At 65.1% G+C, this 19,682-nt stretch carries 18 protein-coding genes and 1 pseudogene; 10 read left to right on the top strand and 9 right to left on the bottom strand.

Annotated features, from left to right (window positions below; all coding sequences use genetic code 11):
• Positions 1-3: 3 nt before the first annotated feature.
• Together phnX and KI243_RS22270 are read right to left on the bottom strand one after the other, a co-directional pair.
• Complete coding sequence (phnX, locus tag KI243_RS22275; RefSeq protein WP_177129431.1) at positions 4-831, bottom strand: phosphonoacetaldehyde hydrolase; 828 nt, start codon at positions 829-831, stop codon at positions 4-6.
• A gap of 5 nt (positions 832-836) precedes the next feature.
• Entirely contained in the window at positions 837-2,006 is a 1,170-nt protein-coding gene (locus KI243_RS22270; protein ID WP_177086596.1) for a 2-aminoethylphosphonate--pyruvate transaminase, read from the bottom strand.
• Positions 2,007-2,119: 113 nt separating this feature from the next.
• Here KI243_RS22270 and KI243_RS22265 point away from each other — a divergent pair, with 113 nt between their 5' ends.
• Positions 2,120-2,977, top strand: a complete 858-nt coding sequence (locus KI243_RS22265) for a LysR substrate-binding domain-containing protein (protein WP_177086598.1) — start codon at positions 2,120-2,122, stop codon at positions 2,975-2,977.
• Positions 2,978-3,133: 156 nt separating this feature from the next.
• Here the strand turns inward: KI243_RS22265 and tssI are convergent, their stop codons facing one another.
• Complete coding sequence (gene tssI, locus KI243_RS22260) at positions 3,134-4,888, bottom strand: type VI secretion system tip protein TssI/VgrG (protein WP_244861766.1); 1,755 nt, start codon at positions 4,886-4,888, stop codon at positions 3,134-3,136.
• Between the two features lie 216 nt (positions 4,889-5,104).
• Here tssI and KI243_RS22255 point away from each other — a divergent pair, with 216 nt between their 5' ends.
• Positions 5,105-5,809 carry a YebC/PmpR family DNA-binding transcriptional regulator gene (locus KI243_RS22255; protein ID WP_017129527.1) on the top strand — a complete coding sequence of 235 codons (705 nt, stop codon included), beginning with the start codon at positions 5,105-5,107 and terminating at the stop codon, positions 5,807-5,809.
• A gap of 178 nt (positions 5,810-5,987) precedes the next feature.
• Here KI243_RS22255 and KI243_RS22250 read toward each other — a convergent pair whose 3' ends face one another.
• Both KI243_RS22250 and zapE read right to left on the bottom strand, forming a co-directional pair.
• Positions 5,988-7,298, bottom strand: coding sequence for a leucine-rich repeat-containing protein kinase family protein (locus tag KI243_RS22250; protein ID WP_017129526.1), 1,311 nt, complete (start codon positions 7,296-7,298; stop codon positions 5,988-5,990).
• A gap of 70 nt (positions 7,299-7,368) precedes the next feature.
• Entirely contained in the window at positions 7,369-8,508 is a 1,140-nt protein-coding gene (gene zapE, locus KI243_RS22245) for a cell division protein ZapE (RefSeq protein WP_212809924.1), read from the bottom strand.
• A gap of 332 nt (positions 8,509-8,840) precedes the next feature.
• Between zapE and KI243_RS22240 the strand changes: the two genes are divergently transcribed.
• The 8 genes and pseudogenes from KI243_RS22240 (at position 8,841) to KI243_RS22205 (ending at position 15,816) form a co-directional block, all read left to right on the top strand.
• On the top strand, positions 8,841-9,179 hold the full coding sequence (locus KI243_RS22240) for a hypothetical protein (RefSeq protein ID WP_212809923.1): 339 nt from the start codon (positions 8,841-8,843) through the stop codon (positions 9,177-9,179).
• 249 nt (positions 9,180-9,428) lie between these two features.
• Positions 9,429-9,941 (top strand): spore coat U domain-containing protein, encoded by a 513-nt coding sequence (locus tag KI243_RS22235; RefSeq protein ID WP_017129523.1) that lies wholly within the window; start codon positions 9,429-9,431, stop codon positions 9,939-9,941.
• A 102-nt stretch (positions 9,942-10,043) separates the two neighbouring features.
• Positions 10,044-10,568 carry a spore coat U domain-containing protein gene (locus KI243_RS22230; RefSeq protein WP_017129522.1) on the top strand — a complete coding sequence of 175 codons (525 nt, stop codon included), beginning with the start codon at positions 10,044-10,046 and terminating at the stop codon, positions 10,566-10,568.
• Positions 10,569-10,588: 20 nt separating this feature from the next.
• Positions 10,589-11,125, top strand: a complete 537-nt coding sequence (locus tag KI243_RS22225; RefSeq protein ID WP_042937119.1) for a spore coat protein U domain-containing protein — start codon at positions 10,589-10,591, stop codon at positions 11,123-11,125.
• 5 nt (positions 11,126-11,130) lie between these two features.
• Positions 11,131-11,631, top strand: a complete 501-nt coding sequence (locus tag KI243_RS22220) for a spore coat U domain-containing protein (protein ID WP_017129520.1) — start codon at positions 11,131-11,133, stop codon at positions 11,629-11,631.
• A gap of 35 nt (positions 11,632-11,666) precedes the next feature.
• Positions 11,667-12,460: pseudogene (locus KI243_RS22215) on the top strand (molecular chaperone).
• Positions 12,461-12,518: 58 nt separating this feature from the next.
• Positions 12,519-14,828, top strand: a complete 2,310-nt coding sequence (locus KI243_RS22210) for a fimbria/pilus outer membrane usher protein (RefSeq protein ID WP_212811242.1) — start codon at positions 12,519-12,521, stop codon at positions 14,826-14,828.
• Positions 14,829-14,844: 16 nt separating this feature from the next.
• On the top strand, positions 14,845-15,816 hold the full coding sequence (locus KI243_RS22205; RefSeq protein ID WP_017129517.1) for a spore coat U domain-containing protein: 972 nt from the start codon (positions 14,845-14,847) through the stop codon (positions 15,814-15,816).
• An 18-nt stretch (positions 15,817-15,834) separates the two neighbouring features.
• Here the strand turns inward: KI243_RS22205 and KI243_RS22200 are convergent, their stop codons facing one another.
• Genes KI243_RS22200 through KI243_RS22185 form a run of 4 tightly spaced genes read right to left on the bottom strand, consistent with a single transcriptional unit; the run spans position 15,835 to position 19,675 of the window.
• A complete protein-coding gene (locus KI243_RS22200) occupies positions 15,835-16,887 on the bottom strand; it encodes an ABC transporter substrate-binding protein (RefSeq protein WP_017129516.1) in 1,053 nt (350 codons plus the stop codon).
• A 33-nt stretch (positions 16,888-16,920) separates the two neighbouring features.
• Positions 16,921-18,036: an FAD-dependent oxidoreductase gene (locus tag KI243_RS22195; RefSeq protein WP_177107615.1), complete on the bottom strand. Its 1,116-nt coding sequence runs from the start codon at positions 18,034-18,036 to the stop codon at positions 16,921-16,923.
• The gene (locus KI243_RS22190) at positions 18,033-19,388 is read right to left on the bottom strand and encodes an FAD/NAD(P)-binding oxidoreductase (RefSeq protein ID WP_212809922.1); all 1,356 of its coding nucleotides are present in this window, start codon (positions 19,386-19,388) and stop codon (positions 18,033-18,035) included. The genes KI243_RS22195 and KI243_RS22190 overlap by 4 nt, the downstream gene beginning before the upstream one ends.
• A complete protein-coding gene (locus KI243_RS22185) occupies positions 19,385-19,675 on the bottom strand; it encodes a (2Fe-2S)-binding protein (protein ID WP_017129513.1) in 291 nt (96 codons plus the stop codon). The genes KI243_RS22190 and KI243_RS22185 overlap by 4 nt, the downstream gene beginning before the upstream one ends.
• Positions 19,676-19,682 lie beyond the last annotated feature (7 nt).

Here is a 19,682-nt window from a genome sequence, read left to right as displayed (position 1 = left end):
CGGTCAGCTGGCCTGGGGCATTTCCCCGTTTGCCAGGCGCTGGTTGATCGCCGCGATCACCTGGGGCAGCTCGTTGATGGTGTCGATCAGGTAGTGCGGACGCGAGCCTGCGAAGAGGCCGTGGATACGCTGGCGCTCGGCGGCAAGGCTGGCGCTGTCCAGCGCGCGATAGGCCTCGTGGGTCAGGCCGAGGGCATTGCCGGAGCACACCAGGGCGACGGTCCACATGCCGGCGCGACGTCCTTCGAGGATTCCCGGAACCGTGTCGTCGACCTTCACGCAGGCCGCGACATCGTCGATGCCCAGGGCGATCACATTGGCCAGGGCCTGGGCCGGCCACGGGCGGCCGTTCGGCACTTCGTCGGTGGCGACCACATGGTCGGCCACATAGCCGTTGCCGGCCGCCAGTTCGACGACCTTGGCCATGACCTGGGCCGGATACCCGGAGCACGAGCCGATCTTCAGGCCCTGCTGGCGCAACTGGGCAATGGTGTCGAGGGCACCGGGGATCAGGGCCGAGTGCTCGGCGATCTTTTCGATCTGCAAGGGCATGAAGCGCTGGTAGATGGCCGTGACATCAGCGTCGTTCGGCACGCGCCCGAATACCTGGCGATAGCGCTCGGCGATCTGCGGCTGGTCGCACAGGGTGCGGATATGATCCCACTTGCCCATGCCCATCGGGCCCCGGGCTTGCTCGATGGACACCTGCACGTCGAACTCGGCGAAGGCTTCGACGAAGATCTGGGTCGGTGCGAAGGAGCCGAAGTCGACGACGGTGCCGGCCCAGTCGAGGATGGCTGCCTGCAATCGGGTCGGTTGGGTGTAGTTCATGGTGGTTACCTCAAGGACGAAAAGTAATGATCGGCTGGGCGTGATCGAATTGAGACAGCCAGGACTTCCATTTCCCGCAGCACGTCGCCGATCGCCTGGACGGCGGCCCGCATGTCACGGCTGTCGATGTGGCCGATGCAGCCCACGCGGAAGGTCTCGACTTCGGTCAGCTTGCCCGGATAGAGAATGAAACCCTTGGCCTTGACCCGTTCGTAGAACGCCTTGAACTGATAGCGCGGGTCCTGCGGCGCATGCACGGTAACGATGATCGGCGCCTGGATCGCGCTCGGCAGGAAACTGCGCAAGCCCAGTTTGCCGAGTTCCTCGAGCAATACCCGGCAGTTGTCCGCATAGCGTCGATGGCGCGCCGGCTGGCCGCCTTCTTCGCGATACTGCAACAGGGCCTCGTGCAGGGCCGCGACCACGTGGGTCGGCGGCGTGAAGCGCCACTGGCCGGTCCGCGCCAGGTAGTCCTGCTGGTCATGCAGGTCCATCGCCAATGAATGGGAGTTGCCGGCCGCCATGGCCAGCGTGGATTGGCGGGCGAGGACAAAACCCATGCCCGGCACGCCTTCCAGGCATTTGCCGGAGGCGGCGATCAGCGCGTCGAACGGCACCTGCCGGGCGTCGATGGGCAAGGCGGCGAAGGAACTCATGGCATCGATGATCAGGCGTCGGGCGCAACGGGCCACCACCTCGGCGATCTCCTGCAGCGGGTTGAGAATGCCGGTGCTGGTTTCGCAATGGATCAGCGCGACATGGCTGATGGTCGGATCGGCGAGCAGCAGGCGTTCGATCTCGGCGGCATCGCTCGGCTGGTCCTCGGCGGTTTCCAGGGTGCAGAAGGCCCGGCCCAGCACCTTGCAGATCGTCGCCAGGCGCTTGCCATAGGCGCCGTTGATCAGCACCAGGACCTTGCCGTCACGGGGCACCAGGGTGCCGATGGCCGCCTCGACGGCAAAAGTCCCGCTGCCTTGCAACGGGATGCAATGGTGGGTCCCGGTGCCGTTGACGATGTCCAGCAACTGTTCGCAGACACTGGCGGTCAGCCGGTTGAAGCGCTCGTCCCAGGAACCCCAGTCCTGCAGCAGCGCCTGGCGGGTGCGGGCCGAGGTGGTGAGCGGGCCGGGTGTGAGAAGAACAGGGCCGGACATGACGGGAGCGGCGGTACTCATGGGGTTTCCTTGCAGCGCTGATCATTGACGGGATACAGGGCATAAATTGCAGTTTGCCTTGTCATCAATCAAATTGTTTGTTGTTATGCGAGCTATAAGTGAGGCCGATAGCAATGAACCTGTTCCAACTCCGCGCATTCGATGCCGTGGCCCGCGAGGGCAGCTTTACCCGTGCCGCCGCCCGGCTGTTTATCAGCCAGCCGGCGGTCACCGGGCATATCAAGGCCTTGGAAGAGCACTACCAGATCACCCTGTTGCGTCGTACGGCACGGCGCGTGGAACTGACGGAGCAGGGCACCCGCCTGGCAGCCATCACCCGGGCGATGTTCGGGCTCGCCGAGGAGGCGCGGGTCATGCTCGAAGCCAATCGCCAGTTGCTCACCGGGCGCCTGGAAGTGGCGGCGGATGGGCCGCACATGGTCATGCCGATGCTGGCCAGCCTGCGTGCGCGTTATCCGGGAATCACCGTCAACCTGCGGCTCGGCAATGCCCAGGAGACATTGGCGGCGCTGCTCGCGGAGCATGCCGATGTCGCGGTGCTGACCGAGGTCGAGCCACGCAAGGGGCTGCACCTGCAAGCCTTGAGCGAGTCGCGGATCTGTGTCCTGGTGCCCGCCGGGCATCCCTGGGCGGCCGAGCGCGAAGGTATCGCCCTGCAGCGCCTGGATCAGGTGATCATGGTGTTGCGCGAGCCTTCGTCGATTACCCGCCGGACCTTCGACCAGGCCTGTGGGCTGGCCGGGGTCATCCCGCGGGTGTTGCTGGAGCTGGACAGCCGCGAGGCGGTGACCGAGGCAGTGGCGGCCGACCTGGGACTGGGGATCGTCTCGTCCCTGGAGGTCAGCCATGACCCGCGCATCCGCGCCGTGCCGATCATCGGTGATGGCTTGCGCAACCGGCACATGATCGGTTGTCTGGAGCGGCGTACCGAACTGCGCCTGATCCAGGCGTTCCTCGGGCTGGCGCCCTGAGGGACCGTTCAATTCGGTCCAGCCCGGCTCAGTCTGGTCCGGCAGGCTTGATCAACCATTCATAGATGCTGTTCAACTCGTCACGACAGGGCGTGCAACTGTCGTGCGGGCTGCCCTGGAGCAGGGCCTGGCGTTGAGCGGGGCTCCAGTGTCGCGTCAGGTAGTCGTGCAGGGCCACGCATTGCCCGGGGTAGAGCAGCCAGAGCTGTTCCGGGGTATTACCCAGCTCCAGCGCCAGCCGGTGTTTCTGGTACGCACTGAGCATGGCAACGCCGCGGGCATCGCTGCGGCCTTCGAGCAGGATGTCGTCACGGCCCAGGCGTGCCAGTTCCTTGAGGCCCGGGCGAGGCATGCGCACGATGTACCAGATGCTGTCGCACAGGCAGCGGCCAGGGTTCTGCGGCTGTTCGTAGAGGTGGATCTCTCCCGGTGCATCGGCTGCGCCCGACGCCGTGACGGGATGGCAGGGGTCCTGCTGGCGTATCGGCGGTTGCTCGGCAGGCATGGCAGCGGGGGCATATCGCTCTCCCGCCCGGCCAGGAAACCGCAGATCACCAGTTGGTCCGGGTCATGGTCGACACAGTCGATCAGCACCTGGCTGCCTACCGGCGGAGCTTTTCCTTCGGCCATCCCCAGGGGAATCCAGCAGCCGGGAAGGTGGTCCGCCGAGTGCAGGGCACCCTGCAACCGGACAGGCAGGCGTCCCTGGGCATCCGCCTGCGCCGACTGTCCTGGCGGGCCGAGCACGGTGCCCAGTTGATAACCCTGTTGCCGCGGTCGTTTCTGGCGCAGGGCCGGGCGAAACGGTGTGGCCCAGGGGATCGCCCGGAAGTGATTGCCGTAGCCCCCGGCCTCGAAGTGCTCATCCGACAAGGGTGTCTGCCCGTATTCGTCACCGAGCGGCCCGAGTGCCTCGCCATTCAGTCGTTGCTCGCCCCAGTGCTGGACTTCGATGATCAGCCACTGGTCGTTGAGTGTCGCACGGGGGTGGCCGCTCAGCCGGTGTACATCGCCGCTGTGCAGTTCCCCCAGGTTGCTGTTGCCCAGGACCTGCCGGCCTTCGCAGCGCAACCGCTCCAGGGTTCGCCGGCTGCGTTGCAGGGCATGCCGTTGCTGCGGATCGGCAATCGCCGGGGGCGGGCCATAGGCCCCTGCCTGATTGGCCGCACCGTCAGGCTCGGGTGCAGGGTTCCAGGCCTGTGCCGACCAGTGCGGACAAACGACCCCGGCCGGCCGCTGAGGGTCGGCGTGGGAAAGCATCGCGTGGCGTTCGTGAAGTCGGCTGATCACCGGCTGCCCGTCGTCAGGCGGGGTTTCACGGTAGGGTACGGTACCGGCGCGCTCGGGAAAGGCCTGGGGATCTTCGGCGAATACCACGACATGCTGTCGGGGACTGTGTTCGAAGTGATAGTGAATGCCTTCCTCCTCGCATAGCCGGTTCAGCCACTGCAGGTCGTCCTGGTCGTGTTGCTGGCATTGCGGACGCGGTGGGTAGATGCCCTGGTGGAGTTCGAAGCGATAGTCGGCGGCGGTCAGGCCGTGGCTCTCGAGCAACTGGCGAAGAATCTCGGGGACGCTCAGGTCGTAGAACACCCGGCGCCTGGCATTGCGTTCGAGAAGCTGGAGGCGCGGGCCCAGGACCATCCGGTAGTGGCACAGCTCCGGGTTGAGATGGCGACGACTGACTTCATGGATCAGGCCGTGGGCACCTTCCCGGGCCCGGCCGAAACTGAGGAATGCCGGCTGTTGCAGCAGCAGGTTCAGGTCCAGCTCGGGATCATCGCCCAGCAGTTCGATTTCAAAACGATAGGGCCGGTTCAGGGCCTCGCGCCCGCTGAAGTGAATGACCTGGAAGGGCGTCGCGAAAGGGAGGATCGCCAGTGAGATCAGTCGTTCCTTGTCCTGAGCCATTGCATCTCTTCTTATAGGGGATTTTGCGGCAGAGGGTACGAAATGCCGCGGACGCCTGGACATAGCAAAACGGCTTTTGGGAATTTGCCTACGATGATCTGGGTAGAGTCGTAGCGATTGTCAGGTTTTGGTCGATCAGCGACTTTTTGCCGTATAAACTGCGCGCAAAGCGTCGGCCAATAGATGTCACGACGCCACTGATCGAGAGAGTGAGTAATGGGCGCACAGTGGAAGGTTAAACACAAAGAGGCGGCAGCCAACGCCAAGGGCAAGCTGTTCGGCAAACTGGTCAAGGAAATCACCATCGCCGCGCGCAATGGCGCGGACATCACCACCAACGCGCACCTGCGCCTGGTGGTGGAGCAGGCGAAAAAGGCCTCGATGCCCCGTGAGACCCTGGAACGTGCGATCAAGAAAGGTTCCGGCCAACTGGGCGAGACCGTGCAGTACCACCGTGTGACCTACGAAGGCTTCGCCCCCCATCAGGTGCCGCTGATCGTCGAATGTGTCACCGACAACATCAACCGTACCGTGGCGGAAATCCGCGTGGCCTTCCGCAAGGGCCAGCTGGGTGCCTCGGGTTCGGTGGCCTGGGACTTCAACCATGTCGGCCTGATCGAAGCCGCGCCGGATACCCCGGATGCAGACCCGGAAGTGGCGGCCATCGAAGCCGGCGCGCAGGATTTCGAGGCGGGCGAAGAGGGCGCGACCCTGTTCATCACCGAACCGACCGATCTCGACGCCGTGCAGAAAGCCTTGCCCGAGCAGGGGTTCACCGTCTTGTCGGCCAAGCTGGGCTACCAGCCGAAGAACCCGGTCAGCGGCTTGAGCGACGAGCAGATGGCGGAAGTCGAAGCCTTCCTCGAAGGCCTGGACAACCATGATGACGTGCAGGACATGTTCGTCGGCCTGGCGGGCTGATTTCAGGCTATGTACGGCTTGCTGCAGGAGCCGTTCTTAGTGGCCTTATCGCCAGCAAGCCGGCTCCTGCAGGGCCTGGGCACACTGATATCTTGTGGTGCGACGAACTTGTAGGAGCCGGTTGCTGGCGATAGCGGCCTGACCGGCAAGGCCAGTCTCAGCAGGCCTCCCGCTGCTGCTACAGCAAATCCGCGCAGATCGCCTCGAACCCCGGCCGGGCCAGTACATCCGGCTGGACGCAGCGCAACTGCAAGGCCTGCAGCGACTCAAGCGCGGGCCGGTCCATTTCCCCGTCGATCCGCTCCAGCAACTCCCCCAGGAAAATGCCGAACGCACGCACCTCGATACGTTGCAGGGCGCGGGTTTCCAGGCTGTCGGTCGGGGCATGGAACGATGCGGCGCCAAAATCCCCGAGCAGACAATCCCCGGCTTCGTTGTAGAGAATATTGTGGGCGTACAGGTCGCCGTGGCACAGCCCCAGGCGATGCAGGTGCGCACCCACCGAGGCGATTCCCCGCGCCATGCGCAAGGCCTGATCGGCGCTGAAGCGGGTCTCGTCCCGGTACACATCGCGGCTGCACGAGTCGAGGCTGGGCAGCGCCGCGAGATTGGCGAATTGCGGATCGATCAGTTCCATCACCAGGCCGGCCTGGCCATCGGGATGATCGACGATACGACCCTCGACCCGGATCAGGTTCGGGTGCAGGCCGGCGGCGATGCAGGCATTCATTTCATTCTGGGGCGAACCGTCGCTGGTCATGCTGCCCTTGTACAGCTTGACCGCCACGGCCTGGTCCGGTGCCGAAGGCCGGGTCCACAGGGCCTGGCTGATGACGCCGGAAGCACCTTCGCCCAGCCGTTGCCCGAGCTGCAACCGGGCCCAGCCGATATTCGGCGTGCTGTCACCGGCCAGGACCTCGCCGGTGTGATCGAGTTGCGGATTACCGGCATAGGCGATCCAGGCCAGGCTGGGCAGGGTCAGCAGCCACTGCGGCAGTTCGCTCAACTGGTTGGCGGCGATGCGGATCAGTTCGAGCTTGTGGCAATCGGCCAGGGTCGCCGGCAGGTGTCGCAGGCGATTGCCCGCCAGCATGAGCTTTTGCAGCAGGGGGCGGCGGCCCAGTTCATCGGGCAGTTCGCCGATCCGGTTGTCGGTCAGGATCAACCAGCGCAACAGTGGCGGCAATGCCGCCGGCGGCACGTGTTCGATGCGATTGGCCTTGAAGGCGACCATGCTCAGCCGGGCGCACTGGCCCAGGCAGGCGGGCAGCTCGGTGAACAGGTTGTCGGAACAGAACAGGATGCGCAGGTGTGGCAGGCGATGCAGGTCATCCGGCAGGCTGCTCAACTGGTTGCCGCTCAGGTTGAGGATTTCCAGGGAGTCGGCCAGCTGGAAGATTTCCCGGGGAAACTCGGTGAGCCCGCAGGACAGGTCGAGTCGCTTGATGCCGGTCAATTGGCCGGCGCGCAGTTGGGCAAGGGTATCCATAAGCGGAGGTCCGTACGGGTCACGATCAGCGAAAAAGGCCGCCATCATAACGGTGTGGAGGCGACCTTGCTCATGGTTGCGTTCGGGGACCGACTTCCACCAGCTGGCCCAGGCGGCTACGGGTGCGCGCCAGGTCGATGGCATTGCCGCCGAGACTGTCGCGCAGCGGCTGTGCGCCGATCAGCAGCAGGCGCTTGTCCTGGTCGTAGAGGACGTCGATCAGGTTGATGAAACGCTGCTGGGCGGCGATCGAGCAGTTCTCGAGGCTGGGCAGTTCGTCGATGATCCAGGTATCGAAACGCCGGCACAGCTCCAGGTAGTCCATCACCGCGGTGGGTTCTTCGCACAGGTCGGCGAACTCGAAGCGCACGTGGCGATCCTGGTTCTGGCGCACCCTCAGTTGACGCGCACCGACCACCAGCGGGGAGGCCGCGGCCCCGCGCTCCGGCAGTTGCAGGGCCTGGCGTTGTTCGAGGCTGCCGGGCCAGATGTACTGGCCGTGGGTGAATTGCTGCTGGGCATGACTGCGCGGCTGGCTGCGGTAGTCATGGGGGCCGCCGACTTCCATGACATCCATCCGCGCGTGGATCAGATCGATCACCGGTTTGAACCGCGCATGATAGAGCGGGTTTGGCAGCAGGCCCTGGGGCGGGTAATTGGACGTCACCACCAACAGCACGCCGCGCTGGAACAGCGCCTTGAACAGCCGGGTGATCAGCATGGCATCGCCGATGTCATGGACATGGAACTCGTCGAAGCACAGCAGCCGGCATCCTTCCAGCAGTTCGTCGAGTGTGCGGCCAAGGGCATCCGGTTCTTCGCGATGGATAAACATGCCCTGGTGCAGGCGGGCGAAGAAATCGTGGAAATGCAGGCGCTGTTTCTCGGCAATCGGCACGGCCTGGAAAAAACCGTCCAGCAACCAGCTCTTGCCGCGACCGACGGCACCATATAGGTACAGGCTACGCTGGCGCTGCTGGGGCGAGGCCTGCAACAGCGCGGTGGCCTGCTGGGCCATGCGTTCGATGGCCCGCTGCTGGCTGTGGCTCAGGGTATAACCCTGATGGCTGGCCTTGTGCCGGAAATACTCGTGCACGTCATGGTGCGGCGCTACCACGCCGGCCTTGCCGGAGAGGGCCTTGCCGAATAACCGGCGCAGGGCCGGCCAGCGGGATTGCACGCCGGGGCGATGAGGAGGTAGAGCGGCCAACGGAGAAGGTCCCCTTAGGTGAAAATCCTGATCGTCCCGGTCATGGTGTCCTGGCAAGCGTCGTCGCGCAGATGGCGCAAGGCTATCTTGGCGACAGTCGCGCTAATTTAACCATACAAAATGTGGCAGTCAGCAATTCCTGAAGGGCGCGTGGCGATGTTTTGCGCTGCCATATGTCGGCTTGCACATAAAACCAATGCAGGCATATGGCCATACCGTTTATTCTGAGGCGCTTTTCATCGCTCGGCTTTTTTCGTCAAGGTCCCCGCCGCTCAAATGGATTGAGCCATTGAGCGGAGCCCGTGCGAATGCCTGAAGAACGGGACCGACCCATGCACTCCATCCATCGACTGTTGCTCGCGCTGGGCGCGTTCTGCCTGCTGCCCGACAGTGCCCGGGCGGCTGTTGGCGGGCAGATCGAGGCCCGCCTGGTGATCACTGCCGGTTGTGAAGTCAGCCACGCCGCCGGGGCGGGCCTGGATCGAAGCAAACCGCTCGACCCCCGATTGCCCGGGATCCGGGACCACCTGGCGGTGAGCTGTGGTTCTTCGCCCAACAGTCCGACCCAGTTCACCGTCAAGGTCGACACCCGGGTCCATGATCTTGATAGCGCTCGCACGCGGACTGCCGGACCCTACCGCGATACGGTCGTCGTGACGCTGGGTTGGTAGCCGAGTCGCTTGCCTAATCGAAACAAAATGTTCCAGGCCGTTCCGTTGAATCCCGGCACCTCTGAACGAAATTTTACTGTGAATACAGCTTTTTCCGAGAAGAACTACAGGGTCTTGAGTGAAAAGACCTAGGAAAAGTACTGCAAATATGTGGCTGAATTTCTGACTCAGCTGGCAGCTTTGTCCTTCACTGCTAACCTGATGTTAGCAAGCCATCCCTCAAATAGGATTGAGGCCGTGAAAGGACCTATGGTTTTGGCAGTCGTGAGCGCATTGTGCAGCGCCCAGGCGTTGGCCGCGCAGCTCCAGGTGGAGGTGCGGGTCAATGTGATGCGTGGCTGCCAGCTGGTCGGCGTGACCCGCGAGGCGGGCATCGACCAGTTGGGCGTGCTCGACTTTGGCAACACCGCCCGTCTCAATGATCCGGCGGGGCCCTTGAGCGCCGCGCTGACCAGTGCCCGCCTGCCGCGCCTGGAATGCAATCCCGACACCCCTTATCAAGTGCGCATCGACGGTGGCCTGCACGGCGGCATCGGTGAAGTGCGTTACCTGGCGGGCGATTCCCGCAGCAGCCCGATTCCCTATCGACTCTACCGCGATGCCGCGCGGCGTACTGCGCTGCCGGTCAACGAAGCCTTGAGCGGCACCGTGCCCGACAGCGGTTCGGTGGAGCTGCCGTTGTATGCGCGGATCGAACCCCTGGCCCAGGTGCCGCGCGTCAGCCGTTACACCGATATCGTGAAGGTGACCGTCACCTGGTAGGCGTTTGCAGCAACCTCTGCCGGGTGGACCCGGCAGGAAAAGGAATGTCGCCCGCGAGCGGGCGGCCAATCGGTTTTATCCTGATGGAAGTAGGATCGGCATATGAAATACCGCAACCGCGTCGTGCTCGCCCTCGCGCCCCTGCTTTTGCTGGCGGGCGGTGCCGAGGCGGTAATGACCGGGACCATCCAGGCCCGGCTGGTCATTTCACCGGCCTGCGAGGTGAATGCCGGGGTGGCGCCCATGCCCGGGAATCTCGGGCGACTGGATTTCGGCAGTTCGGGGCCGACCTGGACCCGTCCGCTGAACGCAGCGATCACCGGCAGCGGTGGGGCCCTGCAAGTCACCTGCAATACCTCGGTCAGTGGCTTCACCGTGACCATCGATGGTGGTGTCAACGGTGACGGCACCACCCGGCGCCTGAGCAACGGCCGCCAGACCATTCCCTACCGACTCACCGTCGATGCCGCCGGCACCGACAGCTACAGCATCGGGCAACAACGCAATTTCGCCGTCAGTACCGGAGCCCAGAGGCCGATTCCGGTCTATGGCGCCGTGGTGGCGAATACCAACGCACTGCCGGCAGGTACTTACCGCGACACGCTGACGGTCACGTTGGACTGGTAACTCAACAGAGGATGAGCATCATGCAGCAACTTGCTTCGCGTCTTGTTTTATCAGTGCTCGGCCTGGCACTGGCCACCGCTGCCCAGGCTGCGACCACCGTCACCGGGCAGATCAGTTCGACCCTGATCCTGACCAGCAGTTGCCTGGTCAACGGCGGGGCCGGTGCCACCAACCTGAACTTCGGTACGCTGAATTTCGGTACCACCGATAGCCTGTTCACCCAGACCGGCACCCAACTGGTGGCCGCCGGCGGTGGCGCGGTGTCGATCCAGTGCTCGGCCGGCACCACGCCCACCGTGACCATCCAGGGCGGCCTGCACGACGGGCAGTCCACCGGTGGGACCCGGGCCCTGTACGACGGGGTGTCGCACTTCGTGCCTTATGACCTCTACACCGACTCCGGGTACAACAACATTCTGGCGAGCAATGGGGTGATCAACCTCGCGGCCAGTACCGGCGCGGCCCAGACCATCAATCTCTGGGGCAAGGCGGTGGGTAAACCCGGGCTGCCGGCCGGGACCTACAGCGACACCATCTCCGTGCAATTGAGCTTCTGAGTGCGATGGCCGGCCATGGATGCGCCGTCGTGCTGCTGGCCTGCGCGAGCAGCCTGCCGTTGCCGCTGGCGGCGGTTACCAGTGCGAGTTTCCAGGTCAGTGCCAGCATTATCGCCGGTTGCCTGGTGGTGGGCGGGGGCTCCAACTACGGCAACCTGAACTACGGCAGCTACTCGGCGTTGTCGACCAGTACGGTGTCGACCTCGCTGACCAGCGGAGTGCAATTGCAATGCACGCCGGGGGTGACCCTGAGCATGAGCGTCGATGGTGGGCAGAACAACAACAGTGGCCGTCACCTGAAGCTCAACAGCGGCACCGCCCAGGTGGCGTACCAGCTGTTCAGCGACGCCGGCCTGAGTCAGGCGCTGGGGATCAGCCAGAGCGTGAACGTGGCCTACGGCAATGCGAACAACATCAGCCTGCCGATCTACGGCAGGGTGGTATTACCGGGGAATCAGCCGGCGGGAACCTACAGCGATGTGCTGCAGGTACAGCTGTCCTGGTAGGGGGCGGTTCAATTGAAGCGACAAGGAGTTTGCGTATGTATTCACCCTCCCGGCACTTGCGGGCCGTGCGTGACGGAGTGCTGGCCATGGTCTTGCTGGGCGCGGGCCAGGCCTGGGCGGCAAGCTCGGTATTGATCTGGCCGATCGACCCGGTCCTGGAGGCCGACCAGCAGGCCAGCGCGTTGTGGCTGGAGAATCGCGGCAATGAAACCACCAACCTGCAGATCCGGGTCTTCGCCTGGAGCCAGAACGGGTTCGACGACCAGTACCAGAACCAGCGCGAGGTGATCGGCAGTCCGCCGGTGGCGCGCATCGAGCCGGGCCAGAAGCAGTTGGTGCGCCTGACCCGGACCCGCGACGTACCACCGGGACGGGAACAGGCCTACCGCATCATCATCGATGAGATCCCATCGGCGAAATCGCCGGATACCGCCGCCTCGGAAGGCAAGACGGCGGCGGCGATCCAGTTCCAGATGCGTTACTCGGTGCCCTTGTTCACCTATGGCGCGGGGCTCTGGAGCAAGGAAGACCTGACGCGCCAGCGCGACCCGAAAAGTGCCGGGGTCCCTGACCTGAGCTGGCGCAAGGTGGCGCAGGGCGGGCGTTCCTATATCGAGATCCGCAATCGCGGCGCGGTGCATGCGCGACTGACCGATGTGGCGCTCAGGCAGGGCGGCCAGCCCCGGCCGGTGGTCGAGGGCCTGATGGGGTATGTCCTGCCGGGGCAACCATGCGCTGGCCGGTGCCGGAACCCCTGGCCGGCGGCCAGGAACTGCTGTTGCGGGTCAATGGTGCACCACAGGTCCAGAGCGTCAAGGCGGATCAGTGAAGAACAGGGAGTGAGCTGAGTGTGGGCTCGTCATATCCACTATCTGCCATGGCTGGCCATGGGCTGTTGCTGGCTGGTGTTCCTCCCGCGGGTCGGGGCCGGTGAACTGCCGCCGCCACCCACCAGCCTGGAGGCCATCCCCGATGCGCAACTGTACCTTGAGCTGCTGGTCAACCAGATGGACACCGGCAAGGTCATTGTCGTCGAGCAGCGGGCCGGCCAGTTGTTCCTGTCGGCCTCGGACCTGCAGGCGATCGGCATGAAACTGCCGCCGTCGGTCTCCGCCGAAGTCGCCCTCGACCAGTTGCCGGGCCTGCACAGCGAATACGACAGCCATGGCCAGCGCCTGCTATTGACGGTACCGGCGGACTGGCTGCCGGCGCAGTTCCTCGGCAACCGCCAGGCCTATCCGCGGACCCAGGCGCTGACCAGCTTTGGCGCGATGCTCAATTATGACCTGTACCTCAATGACACCGACGACGCCGGCACCTACCTGGCGGCCTGGAACGAAGTGCGGGTGTTCGACACCTGGGGCACCCTGTCCAACACCGGGCAGTACCGCCGCAGTTTCGGCACGAATACGGGCGGCGGGCTGGACAACGGTTACCTGCGCTATGACACCACCTGGCGTTATTCCGACGATGAGCGCCTGCTGACCTACGAGGCCGGCGACGTGGTCAGCGGCGCCTTGCCCTGGAGCAACTCGGTGCGCCTGGGCGGTGTGCAACTGTCTCGGGATTTCGGTGTGCGCCCCGACCTGGTGACCTATCCGCTGCCGCAGTTCGCCGGTGAAGCGGCGGTGCCGTCCTCGGTGGATCTGTTCATCAACGGCTTCAAGTCGTCCAGCGACAATGTGCAGCCCGGTCCCTACACCCTGACCAATATCCCCTTCATCAACGGTGCGGGCGAGGCGGTGGTGGTGACCACCGATGCCCTCGGGCGACAGGTGTCCACCACCGTGCCGTTCTATGTCACCAGCACCTTGCTGCAAAAGGGCCTGGCGGATTTCTCGGTGGCCGCCGGTAACCTGCGCCGCGATTATGCGCAGCGGGATTTCGGCTACGGTCCGGGCGTGACCTCCGGCAGCCTGCGCTATGGCCTGAGCGACAGCTTCACCCTGGAAAGCCACGTCGAGGCGTCCAGCGACCTGACCCTGGGCGGTGTCGGCGGCAACCTGCGCCTGGGCAACTTCGGCGTGCTCAACAGCGCTGTCAGCCAGAGCCGTTTCGACGGTCGCCAGGGCCAGCAGGTCAGCCTCGGCTACCAGTACAGCAGCCAGCGCTACAGCCTGTCCTACCAGCGCCTGAAGCGTCACGATCAATACGCCGACCTGACGGTCATCGACACGCCGTCGATCAGCCTGAGCAAACGCAGCGAGCAGGTCACGGCCAGCCTCAACCTTGACAGCTGGGGCAGCCTGGGCGCCGGTTATTTCGATATCCGTGCCGCCGACGACTCTCGCACCCGCCTGCTCAACCTGACCTGGAACCGTCCGCTGTGGGGCAACAGCAGTTTCTACCTGTCGGCCAACCGTGAAATCGGCGACAGCAACTGGGCGGTGCAGGCCCAGGTCGTGATTCCCTTCGACCTCAACGGCAGCCTGAGCATGAGTGTCGAGCGTGACAAGAGCGGCGCGAGCCTCGAGCGGGTCAATTACAGTCGCGCCGTACCCAGCCAGGGCGGTGTGGGCTACAACCTCGGCTATGGTCATGGTCGGGGCCCGGATTACCGCCAGGCCGACCTGACCTGGCGCCTGCAGTCGGTGCAGTTGCAGGCCGGCGTCTACGGCAGCAGCGAGGCCGAGACCCGCTGGGCCGATGCCAGCGGTTCGCTGGTGTGGATGGACAAGCAGGTCTTCGCCGCCAACCGCATCAACGACGCATTCGTGGTGGTCAGCACCGACGGTTACCCGAAGGTGCCGGTGCGCTACGAAAACCAGCTGGTGGGCGAGACCGACAAGTCCGGGCGGCTGCTGGTGCCCTGGAGCAGCGGCTACTATCGCGGCAAATACGAAATCGATCCGCTGAACCTGCCGGCCAACGTCCAGAGCCCGACGGTCGAGCAGCGCGTTGCGGTCCGTCGCGGCAGCGGCTACCTGCTGAAATTCCCGTTGAGCCGGATCGTTGCCGCCAGCGTCGAACTGGTGGATAGCCACAACCAGCCGTTGCCCCTGGGGGCCAACGTCATCCATGAGCAGACCGGGGCGGCAGCCGTGGTGGGCTGGGATGGCCTGGTCTACCTGGAAAACCTGGCGAAGCAGAACAGCCTCAAGGTGACCCTGGCCGATGGCGGCACCTGCCGGGTGCAGTTCGCCATGCAGGAGTCTGCCGAGCAGGTGCCCCTGGTCGGTCCGCTGGTCTGTCGATAGACACAGGAGGTGTCGAATGAAGGTGCGTAGTCTGGTCTCGGTTCTGCTGTTGAGCGGGTTGGCGTCCCAGGCCCAGGCGTTGTGTTCGGTGGTTGCCACGACAGCGGCGGGTTTCGGTCCGGTGAGTTCGATCCTGACACGGACCACGGTGCAATCGACGTCGACCACCAATGCCGGGCTGAGGTGTACCGGTTCGCTGCTGACCCTGCTGACCACCAACGATCACTTCTATGCCACCATCAGTTCCAGCACTGCTGGCATGGTCGGTCCCACCGGCGATGTCATCAGCTACAACATCTACGCCAGCAACAATACCGGCGCGGCCTACCTGATCACCCGGAACACGCCCTATGATTTTGCCCGCAATGGCATCATCGACCTGCTGGGTCTGCTCGGCGGCTCGACGCCCAAGACCGTGCCGATCTACTTCGGGACAATAATCGGCAGCAACGTCGCGGCGGGGATCTACACCGAGACCCTGAGCATCTACTGGGATTGGAATTATTGCGCCGGCATCGGTGCGCTGGGTATCTGCCTGGGGCGTGACGTCAGCACCGGCACGGCCAGCCTGACCGTGAACATGACCGTCAGCAACGACTGCACGGTGAGCGCGCCGAATATCAGTTTTGGTGGCGCCCCGGTGATCAGCGCCTTCGGGACGATCAACCAGACCATCAATGTGTCGTGCACCAAGGGCAGTCCCTACACGGTCGGCCTGGACCCCGGCCAGAACGCCAGCGGCGGCCGGCGGCGGATGGTCTCGGGGGGCAACTTCCTGTCCTACGACATCTTCAAGAGCGCCGGCACCACGGTCTGGGGCAGCGTCGGGCCGGCCCGTCGCTCGAGCAGCGACGCCGAGGTCAATCCGGGCAACGGCCTGGGCCTGGGCAGCCAGGTGTTCAACTACAACGCCAAGGTCTACCCCGACCAGAACACGCCGCCGGCCGGCACCTACACCGACAACGTGATTCTCGACGTGGGGTTCTGACAGGCCCGGTCGTGCTGGCTAGCGCTCGATGCTGCGGTTCCAGCGGGCGTTCCATTCCGGGCGCAGCAGGTTGACCTGGTCCCAGTCTATGGCCACCGCGGTATCTAGGTATTTTTTCATGGCCTCGACCTGGCCGCGGGTACGGTCGGTGGTCGGCGTGTTGGGGTTGGACGGAATCTGGTCGCCATCCTCCAGCGCCGCCGCCTGGGCCTCGGGCGTCAACAGGAACTCGGCGAGTTTCTGCGCCAGTTCGGGCTGGGTGTTGTTGGCAATCGCGCATTCGGCCACGTTCAGCACCACCGCGCCCTCCTTGGGCTGGGCGTATTCCACCGGGATCCCCTTGAGCTTGAGCGCGGTGACCTGGGTCGGGGTCAGCGGGAACAGCGCTGCCTCGTCGGTCTGGACCATCTCCGAGAGCTTGGCCGAACTCGGGATGTACTCCAGCACGTTACGCCCGACACTGTTCGGCCAGGCCTTGAAGCCCGGGTCGACATTGGTTTCGCTGCCGCCCTGGAGCCGGTTGAACATCAGGAACCCGTGCAGGCCGAAGGTCGAGGACGACATCGACTGGAACACCAGCTTGTCCTTGTACTTGCTGTCCGCCATGTCCATCCACGAGGTCGGCGCGGCCCAGCCTTTTTCCTTGAACAGGCGTGTGTTGTAGGCAAGTCCGGTCACGCCCAGGCTGACCGCCACCGCTTCGTCCTTGATCCGTCCCTTGGCCGGGATCTGCGCCAGGGTCGGGTTGTCGGCGAGCTTGCTGCACAGGCCCATGGAGATCGCCCGGTACATGATCCCGTCATCGAGGAAGATCACGTGCATCTGCGGGTTGTCCTTGCTTGCCTGGACCTTGGCCAGGATGTCCGCGGAAGTGCCGGGGACGATGACCACCTTGACGTTGTTGGCCTTTTCGAAGGGCGGCAGCACCTTGTCGCTGTACAGGCGTTCCATGGTCCCGCCGTTCATGCCCAGGTACAGCGTGGGCTCGGCCCGGGCCGGCGCGGCGAGCAGCAGGGCAGTGAGAGGCAGGCAGGACAAACCGATCAGGGCGTTGCGTGGGGCATTCTTCATGGCGCGATCTTCCTCTGGGTTCTGACGGCCCGCTCAGACGGCGGGAGTGGCGTGGAAACGGGTAATGGAAAACGCCTCGATCGGCGTTGACGAGCGGCCCTGGCACACCAGCTCGGCGAGGACTTCGCCCACCGCCGGGCCGATCTGGAAACCGGCCCCGGCAAAGCCGAAGGCGTGCAGCAGGCCGGGTTGGGTTGCGCTCGGGCCGATCACCGGCTGGCGGTCGGGCAGGTAACCTTCGGTGCCGCTCCAGGTGCGAATCGCCTGGGCACCTTCGAGAAACGGATAGAGTTCGACGGCCTGGCGCAGAATCTCCAGTACGGCGGTCTGCCCCGGGCGGGCCCGGGCATCATCAAGGGCAAAACCCTGGCCGCCGCCCAGCACGCAGTTGCCGCGAGCGACCTGGCGCGCATAGATGCCGCCGCCCTCGACACCGGTGCTGGCGTCCATCACCAGAGGCAACGGTTCGGTCACCAGCATCGCCGGGTGACCGGAGTGCAGGGGCACGGTTTCACCGAATTGCGCGGCGAGGCTGCCGGCCCAGGCGCCGGCGCAATTGAGCAGCCAGGCGGCACGGATCTCGTGGCCGTTGCGCGTGCGCAGGCGAAAGTGCCGGCCATCATGCTCGACCTGGCTGACCTCGCTCTGTTCCAGTACGTTTGCCCCGAGCTGGCGGGCCGCACGGGCAAACGCCGGGGACACCAGTCGCGGGTTGGCGTGACCGTCATCGGGGCAGAACGACGCACCCTCGGCGATCTGCCCGACCCAGGGGAAACGCCGGTGCAACTGTGCGCGATCGAGTATCTGCAGGTCGAGGCCGAAGCCCTGGCTGCTGTCGGCATAGGCCTGCAGGGCGGCCAGATCGTCGAGGCTGCGGGCCAGCTTGAGATGCCCGGAGCGCTGGTATTCGCCGTCGATGCCGATCAGTTCCGGCAGGCGGCTCCAGATCCCGTGGGCACGCTGGGACAGCGGCAACTGCGACAGCGGCCGGCCCTGGCGACGGACGCCACCGTAGTTGACACCGCTGGAATGGGAACCGCAGAAATCCCGCTCCAGCAGCACCACGCCGCGGCCCTGGCGGCTCAGGGCCAGGGCCGCCGATGCGCCGACGATGCCGCCGCCGAGAATCGCTACTTCGACGTCGATCATGGCGCGATCTCCACGCCGAACGGCAATGGCTTGATCGGCGCCTGGGCACGCAGGCGGCCGATGGTGTCGAGGGCCAGGCCGCTTTCGCTGGCGATGATTTCCGCCGCCGCCGCGCCGCAGATCCGCCCCTGGCAGCGGCCCATGCCGACCCGGCAATGGGCCTTGACCCGATTGATCTCCCAGTGGCCCTCGCGGACCACCGCCCGGACGTCGGCGACCCGCACCTCCTCGCAACGACAGAGCATCAGTTCGTCCGGGGCGTCCTGTGCCCATTGCGAGGGAAACGGGAAGGCGCTTTCCAGGCCCTGGCGAAAACCCTCGATGCGGGCCAGGCGTTGTTCCAGGCGGCTGCCGCGTGCCGGGTCGACGCTGTGCCCCAGGTCTTCCAGCAGCGCCAGGGCCGCACGTTCACCGGCCATTTCCGCCGCGTCGGCGCCCATGATGCCGGCGCCATCGCCCGCCAGGTAAATCCCGGTCACGCTACTGCGACCGGCGCGATCGCGGTCCGGCAGCCAACTGCGGTTCAACGGGTTCCAGCTGAAATGGCAACCCAGCAGGTCCGCCAGTTGGGTCTCGCTGCGCAGGCCATGGGCGAAGGCCACGGCATCGCACTCGAGCGACTGCAGGCGACCGGCCTGGCGCCAGTGCAGCGCACGGACACGTTGCTCGCCTGCGATCCGTTCCAGTTGCACGCCCTGGTGCACGGGGATGCCATGCGCGCTCAACCAGCCCCGGTAGTACAGGCCCTTGGCGAGGGTCAGCGGCTGCCCGAGCAATCGCGGCAGGGCCTTGCACTGTGCGGCGAAGGGCGAGCTGTCGAGGACCGCGACGACCCTGGCCCCGGCCTTGGCATACTGATAGGCCACCAGGTAGAGCAGGGGACCGCTGCCGGCGAACACCACCTGCTGGCCGATGGCGCACCCCTGGTATTTCAGGGCGATCTGCGCCGCGCCGAGGCTGAACACTCCCGGCAGGGTCCAGCCGGACACCGGCAGCACGCGGTCGGTGGCCCCGGTGGCAACGATCACGGCAGCGTAGTCGAGGCGTCCGGCCCGACCTTGTTGCAGGGTATCGAGGGCGTTGTCCTCGGCGTTCCACACCAGCGTATCGGGACGGTAGTCGAGTTGCCCGCGCAGGTTATCGAGGCTCTGGTGAATCGCGTCGGCCTTGCGGGCTTCGAAACCATACAGTTGTTGCGACGAGCGACGGAAGTTCTCCGGCTGGCGCCGATAGATCTGGCCGCCACCGCGGGCGGACTCATCCAGCAATACCGGGCGCAGGCCATGCTCGACCAGGGTCTGGGCGGCACGAATCCCGGCCGGTCCGGCACCGACGATCACCACAGCGCTCATGAGCGTACGCCTCCTTCACGACTGACCTGTTGCCCGGCTTCGAGCAGGGTCGAACAGGCCCGCACCCGACGCCCGTCGGCCAGTCGAACCCAGCAGTCCTGGCAGGCGCCCATCAGGCAGAAGCCTGCGCGGGGCTCGCCGCTGAAGTCGCTGTGGCGCAGGTATTCACCACGGGTGAGCAGCGCGGTCAGCAGGGTATCGCCCAGCAGGCCGCTGGCCGGCTCGCCGTCGAGGGTGAAGTCCAGGGCCGGGCGGTCGCCTTCGGCCAGTCGTTTCAGCAGCGCCATATCGCCC

The organism is Pseudomonas sp. Ost2, assembly GCF_018326065.1.
Lineage (GTDB): Bacteria > Pseudomonadota > Gammaproteobacteria > Pseudomonadales > Pseudomonadaceae > Aquipseudomonas > Aquipseudomonas gingeri.
The sequence above is the reverse complement of the archived record's forward strand: the minus strand, read 5'-3'. Positions and strand labels throughout refer to the sequence as shown.

What these genes read in the sequence shown, in the direction of transcription:
- phnX (WP_177129431.1), bottom strand. Translation starts at nt 831, where the DNA reads ATGAACTACACCCAACCGACCCGATTGCAGGCAGCCATCCTCGACTGG.
- KI243_RS22270 (WP_177086596.1), bottom strand. Translation starts at nt 2,006, where the DNA reads ATGAGTACCGCCGCTCCCGTCATGTCCGGCCCTGTTCTTCTCACACCC.
- KI243_RS22265 (WP_177086598.1), top strand. Translation starts at nt 2,120, where the DNA reads ATGAACCTGTTCCAACTCCGCGCATTCGATGCCGTGGCCCGCGAGGGC.
- tssI (WP_244861766.1), bottom strand. Translation starts at nt 4,888, where the DNA reads ATGGCTCAGGACAAGGAACGACTGATCTCACTGGCGATCCTCCCTTTC.
- KI243_RS22255 (WP_017129527.1), top strand. Translation starts at nt 5,105, where the DNA reads ATGGGCGCACAGTGGAAGGTTAAACACAAAGAGGCGGCAGCCAACGCC.
- KI243_RS22250 (WP_017129526.1), bottom strand. Translation starts at nt 7,298, where the DNA reads ATGGATACCCTTGCCCAACTGCGCGCCGGCCAATTGACCGGCATCAAG.
- KI243_RS22240 (WP_212809923.1), top strand. Translation starts at nt 8,841, where the DNA reads ATGCACTCCATCCATCGACTGTTGCTCGCGCTGGGCGCGTTCTGCCTG.
- KI243_RS22235 (WP_017129523.1), top strand. Translation starts at nt 9,429, where the DNA reads ATGGTTTTGGCAGTCGTGAGCGCATTGTGCAGCGCCCAGGCGTTGGCC.
- KI243_RS22230 (WP_017129522.1), top strand. Translation starts at nt 10,044, where the DNA reads ATGAAATACCGCAACCGCGTCGTGCTCGCCCTCGCGCCCCTGCTTTTG.
- KI243_RS22225 (WP_042937119.1), top strand. Translation starts at nt 10,589, where the DNA reads ATGCAGCAACTTGCTTCGCGTCTTGTTTTATCAGTGCTCGGCCTGGCA.
- KI243_RS22220 (WP_017129520.1), top strand. Translation starts at nt 11,131, where the DNA reads ATGGCCGGCCATGGATGCGCCGTCGTGCTGCTGGCCTGCGCGAGCAGC.
- KI243_RS22210 (WP_212811242.1), top strand. Translation starts at nt 12,519, where the DNA reads ATGGGCTGTTGCTGGCTGGTGTTCCTCCCGCGGGTCGGGGCCGGTGAA.
- KI243_RS22205 (WP_017129517.1), top strand. Translation starts at nt 14,845, where the DNA reads ATGAAGGTGCGTAGTCTGGTCTCGGTTCTGCTGTTGAGCGGGTTGGCG.
- KI243_RS22200 (WP_017129516.1), bottom strand. Translation starts at nt 16,887, where the DNA reads ATGAAGAATGCCCCACGCAACGCCCTGATCGGTTTGTCCTGCCTGCCT.
- KI243_RS22195 (WP_177107615.1), bottom strand. Translation starts at nt 18,036, where the DNA reads ATGATCGACGTCGAAGTAGCGATTCTCGGCGGCGGCATCGTCGGCGCA.
- KI243_RS22190 (WP_212809922.1), bottom strand. Translation starts at nt 19,388, where the DNA reads ATGAGCGCTGTGGTGATCGTCGGTGCCGGACCGGCCGGGATTCGTGCC.
- KI243_RS22185 (WP_017129513.1), bottom strand. Translation starts at nt 19,675, where the DNA reads ATGGCGCTGCTGAAACGACTGGCCGAAGGCGACCGCCCGGCCCTGGAC.